The following is a 9266-nucleotide window of genomic DNA, read 5'->3' as shown; positions in this document are numbered from 1 at the left end:
GTCGAACGGGCCGTGGAAGGCCGTCAGGACGCGGGCGCCCGCGCCACGCGCGCCTATGCTGCGGCGGTCAGGAGCGCGCTCACCGACGACCACCGCCCGCCCCTCAACCCCTCCGGCCTGCTGCTACACCGACGCCTGGGCGCCATCGAGAAGAGCTTGGAGCGGGTGTCAAAAGGGGGGCCTGCCCACCGGAGTTGAGCCGCCTGCATGCGGTGCTGCGCAACGCCTTGAAGGCCACGGCCTGCATGTGGCCCGGCCTTGCGCAGGCCTACCGGTGGGTGGAGCGCACCGCAGCCATCCTCCAGAACGAGCCCGGCTTGGACGCCGCAGGGGTGCGACGCCGGCTCGCCGCGCTGCTGGCCGCCCTGGTGCGCTGGACGCGCCGACATCACCGGGGCGTCATCCGCCAGGCCCTCGCCCACTTCCTCCTCGAAACTCGCCGCTACTGGAAAGGCCTATTCCATTGCTACGACGTGCCGGACCTGCCCCGCACCGACAATGACCTGGAGCACCTCTTCGGCACCTGCCGCTACCACGAGCGGCGTGCCTCGGGCCGGGTGCGCGGCAGCGCCGGCCTCGTCGTGCGCGGCGGGGTACGGCTGCCGGCCATCGCCTCGGCCCACCTGCTGCCTGAACTCGATGGCCCCCACCTGGCGCCTGGGGACCTCGACGACTGGCGGCGGCTACGCGCCCAGCTTGAAGCGCGGCGCGTCCCTCGCATCATGGGCCGACGCTTCCGCGCCGACCCGGACGCCTACCTCAGAGGCATCGAAGAGGAGCTCAGGCCATATTTGCCGGTGTAGAAAAAAAGAGCGGCGGCGCGCGGTTCCAGGTCCTTGGAGGGGACACTTCACTGCTGGAATCGCGCGCCGCCGTGCAGCCCGGAGGCTGCTAGAGACTCGCCTTGGAGTTTCGAGTCTCTACACCGATGGTATGCATTGACATCCTTCCCGCCACCACTCCTCGCCGCCCGAAGCGAGCGCGGGAATAGGGTGTGCCAGGGGAAAACGCCAGAGGGAGGCAAGCACCTTCACCAACAGCGCATTGCGCCATCCTGAAGCTCAGCTAATTGACACGTTCGTCACGGTAAGATTACGCCATGGATGCGCGAGGCCCCCCTCGCCATGTCCGCGAAACTGCTGGGCTTTGAGAGGATGAAGGCGAGAGTGGGGACGAGCCCCCAGGCCCGTCCCCACCCCCTGCCAGCGCGGACTCCCACACCGGAGCTCGCGCCGGTGGCAGTGGAACGGACCTTCCCGTGGATCTTCCCGGAAGTGCGGTGCCCCGGCTCAGTGCAGGTGCTCGGGGTGCATGGGCAGGCCGTGGAAGAAGCGGCGCCCGCTCTCGAAGCGGCGGTGGAAGCAGAGGCGGTCCTCCATGTAGAGCCGGGCCATGTCCTCCTCGCCGTAGGCGCGGAAGAAGGTGGCGCGGGCCATGTCGCAGGCCACCTCGTACTCCACGCACAGGGCCTCCCAGTCCTCGGGCGTCTCCTCGTCGTCGCGCCAGACGCCGTCGCCCACGCCGTACTCGGCCTCCATCAAGTCCAGCTCGCGGGTGAGCCGGCGCACGCGGGGGTCCTCGGCGATGGCCTCGTCCGCCATGGCGGTGAGGATGTGGGCCACCAGGAAGAAGCCCGCGTCCGGCGGCACCACGCCCTCCTCGCGCGCGGCGCGGAAGGCCACCAGCAGCTGCGCGTCCATGGCGTCGTCCCCCAGCTCCATCAGCCGCGCGGCCAGCCCCCGCCACCGTGCCTCCGTCTCGCGGGCCTCCTGGAGGGCCAGCGTCAGCTCCTCGTCTCGCGTCTTCTTCATGGCGTGCTCCTGAATGAAAAGTGCCCCCAGGCTCCCATCCGGGTCTGACGTCTGAGCGGTGAATCCCGGGGTGTCGGAGCTGACGGCTGACGGCCCGCGCCGTCGGGTGGAGGACGCGGCGGGTGGGGTGAGTGCGGTGGTGGACGCGGGGTTGCCCGGGAGTCCATGCTTCGCGCCACCTTGCCCGTCACCCTCCGCCCCGCCTCCGCCTCGGACGAGGCGTTCCTCTTCACCCTGTACGCGAGCACGCGTGAGGGCGAGGTGGCCATGTGGGGCTGGGCGCCCGCGCAGCGGGACACCTTCCTGCGCATGCAGTGGATGGCGCAGGGCCGGGACTGGGCCACGCGGTACGCCGGAGCGGACCACCGGGTGGTGCTGGTGAATGGCGCGCCCGCCGGGAGACTGCTGGTGGCGCGCGGCGTGAAGGAGTGGCGCCTCGTGGACATCGCCCTGTTGCCGGCACACCGGCGCGCGGGCGTGGGGACGCGGCTGTTGCGCGAGCTGCTGGACGAGGCCGCGAAGGCGCACGTCCCGCTGCGGCTGCGCGTGCTCTCCGCCAGCCCGGCGCGCGCGCTGTACGAGCGGCTCGGCTTCCGGCCGGAGCCGGCGTCGGCACCGGCGACCCCGGCTCCGATGACGGACGCGGACCCGTACCTCGCCATGGAGTGGTTGCCGGGGCCGCGCGGGGGCTGACGCTCCCGGGCCCGGGCTTCGAGAAGACGCGGCATGCGCCTGAAACACGAACGGCCCGCGAGCTGATTGCTCGCGGGCCGCCGTGTGCCGTCAGGGGACGACTCGGGGGGAACTAGAGGAAGATGTTCTCCGGGGCGGGCACCACCGTCGACAGACTGTACCCGGCCGCGCCCGCCTGGGACGGCGCGGGAGCCGTGAGGGTGCCGGAGGCACCATCACCGCCGTTGCCGCCGCACGCGCCGCCGCCACCGCCCGCGGTGATGGCCTGGCTGGCCCCCGTGGGGTTCGCGGTGGCGCCCGCCGCGCCAGCGCTCACGTCGATGGTGCCGGTCACCGCCGGGGACGTGGAGGAGAGCAGGTGGATGATGCCACCGCCGCCGCCGCCGCCACCGCCCTTGCCCGCGCCGCCCGCGTTGTTGCCGGCGCCGCCACCGCCGCCCACCGCCCGGATGGCTCCGCTCACGGTGATGGCGGTCTTGCCCACCATGACGACGACACCGCCCGCGCCACCGCCGCCACCCGGAAGGTTGCCAACGGTGGCACCGCTGCCACCGGCGTCGCCGTTGGCATTGATGGCGCCGCCACTCACCACCCGGATGGTGCCCTGCGCGATGACGACCAGCGAGCCGCCACCCTGGCCGAACTGCACGCCGGACGCCTTGGCGCCCGCGCCGCCGCCCATGACACCGGGCCGCACGAGCTGGGCGGCCTGGAGCGGATAGAGTCCACGGCCCGCCGTGGGCTCACCCGCCGGGGCACGGGCCACGCCCGCCTCCGCGGGCCCCGCGCCGTTGTCCTCGGCGCTTGGCGCCACGATGATGCTGCCGGTGCTGCTGACGGTGAAGTCCCCCGTGGCGCGGATGACCGTGCCGCTCGGGACGATGAGGGTGCTGTTGATGGTGACGGTGGTGAACTGCAGGTGCTGCCGGCCGGCCAGGCTGTTGAAGCCAGCGACCGTGGTGAGGTCCGTCGTCGAGTTGACGGTGAACGCACCGCCCGAGCCGTCACCGAAGACACCCGTCGAGCCCGCGGGCCCCTGCGGACCCTGAGCACCGGTGGCGCCCGTCGCGCCCGTCGCGCCCGTCGCGCCCTGCGGACCCGTCGCGCCCGTGGCACCCGCCGGACCCTGGATGCCCTGGGGACCCTGGGCGCCGTTGCACACGTAGCGCGTCAGCGCGGCGTTGACCTCACCCGCGTCCAGCGTGCCGTTGCTGTTGGCGTCCGAGCCGAACTGGAGCCGCACGCCGCCCGTGGCGCAGTTGGCGCCCGCGGGCTCGGCGGCGGTCGCCGCCACCGAGTGGAGACCGGCCGCGCCCTGCGGACCCTGCGGACCCATGGGACCCTGGGGGCCCATGGGACCGGTGGGACCCTGCGCACCGGTGTTGCCCTGCGGGCCCTGGAGACCCTGCGGACCCTGAGGACCGATGTCGCCCGTGTCGCCCTTGTCGCCCTTCACGCCCTGGGGACCCTGCGGACCGGTGGCGCCCTGCGGACCCGTCGCGCCCGTCGGACCCTGGATGCCCTGGGGACCCTGAGCGCCGTTGCACACGAAGCGCGTCAGCGCGGCGTTGATCTCACCCGCGTCCAGCGTGCCGTTGCGGTTGGCGTCGATGCCCGTCTCCAGCTTCACGCCGCCGGTGGCGCAGTTGGCACCCCCAGCCTCCGCGGTGGTGTTCACCAGCGCGCTCAGGCCGACGTTGCCCTGCGGACCCTGGGGACCCTGGGGGCCCTGGGAACCGGTGTCGCCCTTGTCGCCCTTGTCGCCCTTGTCACCCTGGAGGCCCTGGGGCCCGGTGGCGCCCTGCGGGCCGGTGGGGCCGACGGCGCCCGTGTCGCCCTTGTCGCCCTTCACGCCCTGGGGACCCGTGGCGCCCTGCGGACCGACGGGGCCCACATCGCCCGTGTCACCCTTGAGACCCTGGGGACCGGTGTCGCCCTGCGGGCCCTGGAGGCCCTGGTCGCCGCGCAGGCCCTGCGGACCCATCGGACCTTCCGGACCGGCGGGGCCACGGTCGCCCTGCGAGCCGTTGCACACGTAGCGCGTCAGGTCCGCGTCCACCTCGTTGGTGTCCAGCTCGCCGTCGCGGTCGGCGTCGACGCCCGCCTCGAACAGCACGCCGCCGGTGGCGCAGTTGGCGCCAGCGGCCTCCGCGGTGGTGCGCACCAGCGCGCCCAGGCCGGTGTCACCGCGAGGGCCGCCCGCGGGACCCGCGGGACCTTCGGGACCGGTGTCTCCCTTGTCGCCCTTCTCACCCGGGGCGCCCGGAGCTCCGGCCGCGCCGTCGGCGCCGTCCGCTCCAGCGGGGCCAACGGGGCCCTGCTCACCCTGCGGGCCGCGCGCGCCGGCGGGACCCTGTGGGCCCTGTGGGCCCTCCTTGCTTTCGTCACATCCCGACAGCACCAGCAGTGCCGCCAGCGGAAGTGCCTTCAAGAATGTCCAATGCGCGGGGCGCTGCCAGTTCAGTCGAGCCATCTAGTGCATCTCCTCATCGTGGGACTCAGTGCCGGGGGCCAGAGCAAGCCCCACGCCAGATCGCGGTCAGGGGTCGCCGCGCGCGTGCTTCAGCAATGATGAGGCGATTGTGTATCGAGTTGACCCCGGAGAGCCATCCCCCCCCTGCGCGTCCCTTTGGAACGCGGTTGCGTTTGGACCCGACGCGTCCGGCCGCGACATGGGTTGAATCCAACCCGCCGTCCTCGATGAACGCAGCTGCGTCTCAGCCGGACGCAGCGACACGACGCGACACACGCGTGAGCGACGCACTCCCCTGGGAGGTGACGCATCACGACGCCCGGAATCCCGACTTCGAGCGTGTGGCCGGTCCTTTGCTCAGCGAGCAGCCGACGTGCTCTGCTGCGTCTCTGCTGCGTCTGCAACGCTCCTCAACTCATCAAGCTCCTCAACTCAAGGAAGGTGTACGTGTCCGAGCCATTCATTGGTCAGATCATGATGTTCGGTGGGAACTTCGCTCCGCGCGGCTGGGCGTTCTGCCAGGGGCAGATCCTCTCCATCGCGCAGAACACCGCGCTCTTCTCCATCCTCGGCACCACGTACGGCGGCAACGGGCAGACGACGTTCGCCCTGCCGGACCTGCGGGGCCGCTATCCCATGCAGCCCGGCCAGGGCCCGGGCCTCTCGCCGCGCACGCTGGGCGAGCAGGGCGGTAGCGAGACGGTGACGCTGATTTCGACGCAGATGCCGGCGCACAACCACACGCTCAACGTGAGCAGCCAGAACGGCGACACGGAGACTCCGGTCGGCACCGTGCTGGCGGCGGACAACACCGCGGCCATCACCAACTACCGCGCGGCGCCCATCGACGGCACCATGAACCCGGCCGCCATCGGCGTCGCCGGCGGCAGCCAGCCCCACAACAACATGTCGCCCTTCACGTGCATCAACTTCATCATCGCACTGGAAGGCATCTACCCGTCGCGCAACTGAAGTCCTCCTGAAACAACCCGGCGCATCCCGCTCCCCGTTGACGGAGAGCAGGACGCGCCGGACGTTTCCCCCTCTATGCGGCGGGACTACGGCAGCGGCACCAGCCGGTCCACCGCCGCGGTGCCGGTGTACTGCGTGGGCGTGTTGAGGAAGCCCTTGAGCTGCACGCGCCAGGTGCCCGCCACCGGATGCGGAATCGACACCGACTCACCGGTGGAGGTGCCGTTGGCGCTGGAGCCCACCAGCTCGCCGTTGGGCCCGTAGACGTTCATGTCCAGATCCAACGCCGGGTTGCCCCAGTCGGTGGTGATGCGCAGCGCGCTCGCGCCCTCGGGCACGACGACGCTGTGGTTGTCCTCGGCGGCCAGCAGCGTCACGTCCGCGACGGGGATGTTGATGCTGGTGTCCACGTTCCCCGTCCAGCCCGGCAGCGCGGTGGTCTGCGTGGTGTAGCGAGTGCCCGCCGTCTCGGAAGCGACGCGCACCGCGGCGTACGCATCCGCGTAGCCGGCGCCCACCTCCCACAGCTCGAGCTGCCGCGGGGTGCCGTCCGCGTTCTTCGCGAACATGGGCTTCGCGGTGGAGGTGAGCGCGGCGAGCACGCCGTCCATGTTGAGCGCCGGGTTGACCTCCAGCATCAGCGCGACGACGCCGGCCAGGTGCGGGGTGGCCATGGAGGTGCCGGAGATGGACGCGTAGAAGGGCTCCGGGTGCAGCGCGTCCAGGCCGAGGTACGGCGGGACGATGGCCGGGTTGCCGCTGGTGGCGCGCGCCGCGACGATGTTCACCCCGGGCAGGGTGATGTCCGGGTGGTGGAGCGCGTCACCGGGCACGCCACGACTGGAGAAGTCCGCCAGCGCGCCGGGCAGGTCCTGGCTCACGAGCGGGTTGGTGGCCCCCATCGTGTCCTTGGCGGTGCCGGCCGCGACGGAGATGACACACGGCGAGGCGCTGTACGGGTTGAGCGTGTCCGCGTCCGGGCCCTCGTTGCCCGCGGCGAAGACGACGACGACGCCCAAATCGTAGGCGCGCTTGCTGGCGATGGAGATGGGGTTGAACGGCGCGAAGCGGCCGGTGGTGCCCCACGAGTTGGAGATGACGCGGACGTTGTGCGTCTCGCGCACGTCCGGGTGCAGGAGGAAGTCGAAGCCCTGCACGCTGTAGAGGATGCTGATGGCCTCGCCGGCGCCCACGCCGAGGAGCGTCGCCCCCGGCGCCACGCCCTGGTACTTGCCACCGGAGCGCGCACCCGAGCCGGCGATGGTGCTGGCGCAGTGCGTGCCGTGGCCGCTCGTCAAGTCACTGTCCGGCACGTCCAGGTACAGCGCGCCGCCCACCGGCACGCCCGACACCGGGGCGACGACCTTCACGTTGCGGGCGATGTTCGGGAAGTCTCCGTGCGTGCCGTCGATGCCGGAGTCGATGACGCCCACGCCGATGCCGGAGCCGGTGGCCTGGAAGGCGGTGCGCGCGGTGTCCGCGCCGATGTACGCCACGCTCTGGTCCAGGAAGTACTGCAGCGGCCGGTCCTCGTAGATGGAGAGCAGGCCCAGCGGCTGGAGCTGCGTGCGCAGCAGCGTCAGCACCAGCGGCGTGACGGGCAGCTTCACCACCACCATGGGAAGGGCCTTCAGCGTGCCCAGCCCCTTGCCGACCTGCAGCCCCAGCAGCCCGGACAGCGTCGTCACCGCGGGCGCCAGCGCCTCGTCGGTGTTGAAGGACAGGATGAGCGTGCGCGTCGTGCCGTCCGCCTTCAGCCCCGGGTCCACCACCGCCTGGGTCAGCGCGGACTGAGCCTGCGGCGTGGAGTAGAGCGCGGTGCAGGCGCTGGGGGCGACGGCCGTCGGGGACTCGACAATCTTCTTCGAGGCGCGACTCGCGGCGGCGCGGACCGAGCCGGCCTCGGCCGACGGGGACACCGTCTCGGACGGCTGCCCCGAGCCACAGCCCAGTGCGGCACAGGTGGTGACGGCCCAGCCCAGCGACTTCAACCGCTTCATGTGGAGTACCCCGGCGAACGAGGCCCGGTGCATCCGGGCATGAAGATGTTGTGCATTGCCGTTGCGAGTGGATCGCCACGCCACGGACGTCTTGTGTCGGACACCTCCGCGTCCGTAGCGGCGTGGGTGGGTATGGTTTTTCCACAGGTGCATGCCGACCCTTTGCGCGGGAGGAAGATGACCGCGGAGCGTGAAGTGGGAAGGCAGCCTTCGCAGGTAACTCTGAAGACGGCGTTCACCGTGTGCTTCGCCGTGCTCACGGTGGTGGCGCTGGTGGCGCTGGTGATGCGCACGACGGTGGCGCTCACCCTCACGGGCATCGCCATCCTGCTGGCGCTCGCGCTGGAGCACGGGGTGTCCTGGCTGGAGCGCAAGGGACTGCCGCGCATGCTGGCCATCGCGGTGGTGATGCTGGGGCTGTTGACGGCGATTGCCGCGCTGGCGCTCCTGGTGGTGCCCGCCGCGGTGGCGCAGGTGGACGCGCTGGTGGTGCAGTGGCCGCAACTCTGGGCGGAGCTGCGCGACTCGCGCGTCTTCCGGCTGGTGAGCAGCCGGCTCTCCACCCTGGGCTGGCCGCGCAAGCCGGAGGACGCCGCGTCCCGCCTGGCCGGGGGGACGACGCTGCCGGAATTGTTGGTGCTCGCGATTGGCGGGGTGGTGGGCCTGGCGGGCGGAGCGCTCACCGTGTTCTTCCTGGTGGGCTTCATGCTGGCGTTCGGCGGCGGCATGCTGAAGCGGCTGCTGGACCTGTCGGGGCCCGAGCACCGGCTGCGCTACGTGCGCGTGCTGCGCAACGTGTACCGGGCCACCGGCGGCTACCTGGCCGGGCTCACGCTCATCTGCACCGTCAACGCCACGCTCACCACCACGGTGCTGGCCGTGTTGGGGGTGCCGTACTTCCTGCCGCTGGGCATCGTCAGCGGGTTCTCCAGCATGGTGCCGTACGCGGGGCCGCTGATTGCCGGCGGCTTCATCACCCTGCTGACGTGGGCCACGGGCGGCATGTGGATGGCGCTCGGGGTGATGCTGTACTTCGTGCTGTACGGGCAGCTGGAGGGGAACGTGCTGGCGCCGCTCGTCTTCCGGCGCACGGTGCACGTCAACCCGCTCATCGTCCTGCTGGCGGTGCTCTTCTGCGCGGAGTTGGCCGGGGTGGTGGGCGCGGTGGTGGCGGTGCCCGTCGCGGCCGCCGCGCAAATCATCACCCGCGAGGTGCTGAGCTTCCGCAAGGAGCGCCGGGGCGCGGCGAGTCAGGCCCCGGCCCCTCCGGACACGGCGTGAGGTGAGGAGCAGGCAGCGGGCGGCGCCTCCCGGAAG

The 9266-nt window shown here is 71.7% G+C and carries 7 protein-coding genes and 1 pseudogene; 5 read left to right on the top strand and 3 right to left on the bottom strand.

Going from position 1 to position 9266, the window contains the following annotated elements; translation table 11 throughout:
- Window positions 1-198, top strand: a pseudogene (locus G4D86_RS52105) (ISNCY family transposase); the annotation flags it as partial.
- Window positions 195-803 (top strand): hypothetical protein, encoded by a 609-nt coding sequence (locus G4D86_RS15405; RefSeq protein ID WP_205519580.1) that lies wholly within the window; start codon window positions 195-197, stop codon window positions 801-803. The pseudogene G4D86_RS52105 and the gene G4D86_RS15405, both read left to right, overlap by 4 nt.
- Before the next feature lie 486 nt (window positions 804-1289).
- Here G4D86_RS15405 and G4D86_RS15400 read toward each other — a convergent pair whose 3' ends face one another.
- Complete coding sequence (locus G4D86_RS15400) at window positions 1290-1811, bottom strand: hypothetical protein (RefSeq protein ID WP_163994160.1); 522 nt, start codon at window positions 1809-1811, stop codon at window positions 1290-1292.
- Between the two features lie 165 nt (window positions 1812-1976).
- Here G4D86_RS15400 and G4D86_RS15395 point away from each other — a divergent pair, with 165 nt between their 5' ends.
- Window positions 1977-2504: a GNAT family N-acetyltransferase gene (locus tag G4D86_RS15395; protein ID WP_163994158.1), complete on the top strand. Its 528-nt coding sequence runs from the start codon at window positions 1977-1979 to the stop codon at window positions 2502-2504.
- Window positions 2505-2616: 112 nt separating this feature from the next.
- Here G4D86_RS15395 and G4D86_RS53805 read toward each other — a convergent pair whose 3' ends face one another.
- Window positions 2617-4977 (bottom strand): DUF7151 family protein, encoded by a 2361-nt coding sequence (locus G4D86_RS53805; protein ID WP_163994156.1) that lies wholly within the window; start codon window positions 4975-4977, stop codon window positions 2617-2619.
- Window positions 4978-5424: 447 nt separating this feature from the next.
- On the opposite strand from G4D86_RS53805, the gene G4D86_RS15385 reads away from it, so the two are divergent.
- The gene (locus G4D86_RS15385) at window positions 5425-5949 is read left to right on the top strand and encodes a phage tail protein (protein WP_163994154.1); all 525 of its coding nucleotides are present in this window, start codon (window positions 5425-5427) and stop codon (window positions 5947-5949) included.
- Between the two features lie 86 nt (window positions 5950-6035).
- Here G4D86_RS15385 and G4D86_RS15380 read toward each other — a convergent pair whose 3' ends face one another.
- Window positions 6036-7949, bottom strand: coding sequence for a S8 family serine peptidase (locus tag G4D86_RS15380; RefSeq protein WP_163994153.1), 1914 nt, complete (start codon window positions 7947-7949; stop codon window positions 6036-6038).
- Window positions 7950-8126: 177 nt separating this feature from the next.
- On the opposite strand from G4D86_RS15380, the gene G4D86_RS15375 reads away from it, so the two are divergent.
- Window positions 8127-9230: an AI-2E family transporter gene (locus G4D86_RS15375; protein ID WP_163994151.1), complete on the top strand. Its 1104-nt coding sequence runs from the start codon at window positions 8127-8129 to the stop codon at window positions 9228-9230.
- Window positions 9231-9266: the final 36 nt, after the last annotated feature.

This window comes from Pyxidicoccus caerfyrddinensis (assembly GCF_010894405.1).
Taxonomy (GTDB): Bacteria; Myxococcota; Myxococcia; order Myxococcales; family Myxococcaceae; genus Myxococcus; species Myxococcus caerfyrddinensis.
The sequence above is the reverse complement of the archived record's forward strand: the minus strand, read 5'-3'. Positions and strand labels throughout refer to the sequence as shown.

Coding starts and splice junctions, on each gene's coding strand:
- G4D86_RS15400 (WP_163994160.1), bottom strand. CDS start 1,811: ATGAAGAAGACGCGAGACGAGGAGCTGACGCTGGCCCTCCAGGAGGCC.
- G4D86_RS15395 (WP_163994158.1), top strand. CDS start 1,977: ATGCTTCGCGCCACCTTGCCCGTCACCCTCCGCCCCGCCTCCGCCTCG.
- G4D86_RS53805 (WP_163994156.1), bottom strand. CDS start 4,977: ATGGCTCGACTGAACTGGCAGCGCCCCGCGCATTGGACATTCTTGAAG.
- G4D86_RS15380 (WP_163994153.1), bottom strand. CDS start 7,949: ATGAAGCGGTTGAAGTCGCTGGGCTGGGCCGTCACCACCTGTGCCGCA.
- G4D86_RS15375 (WP_163994151.1), top strand. CDS start 8,127: ATGACCGCGGAGCGTGAAGTGGGAAGGCAGCCTTCGCAGGTAACTCTG.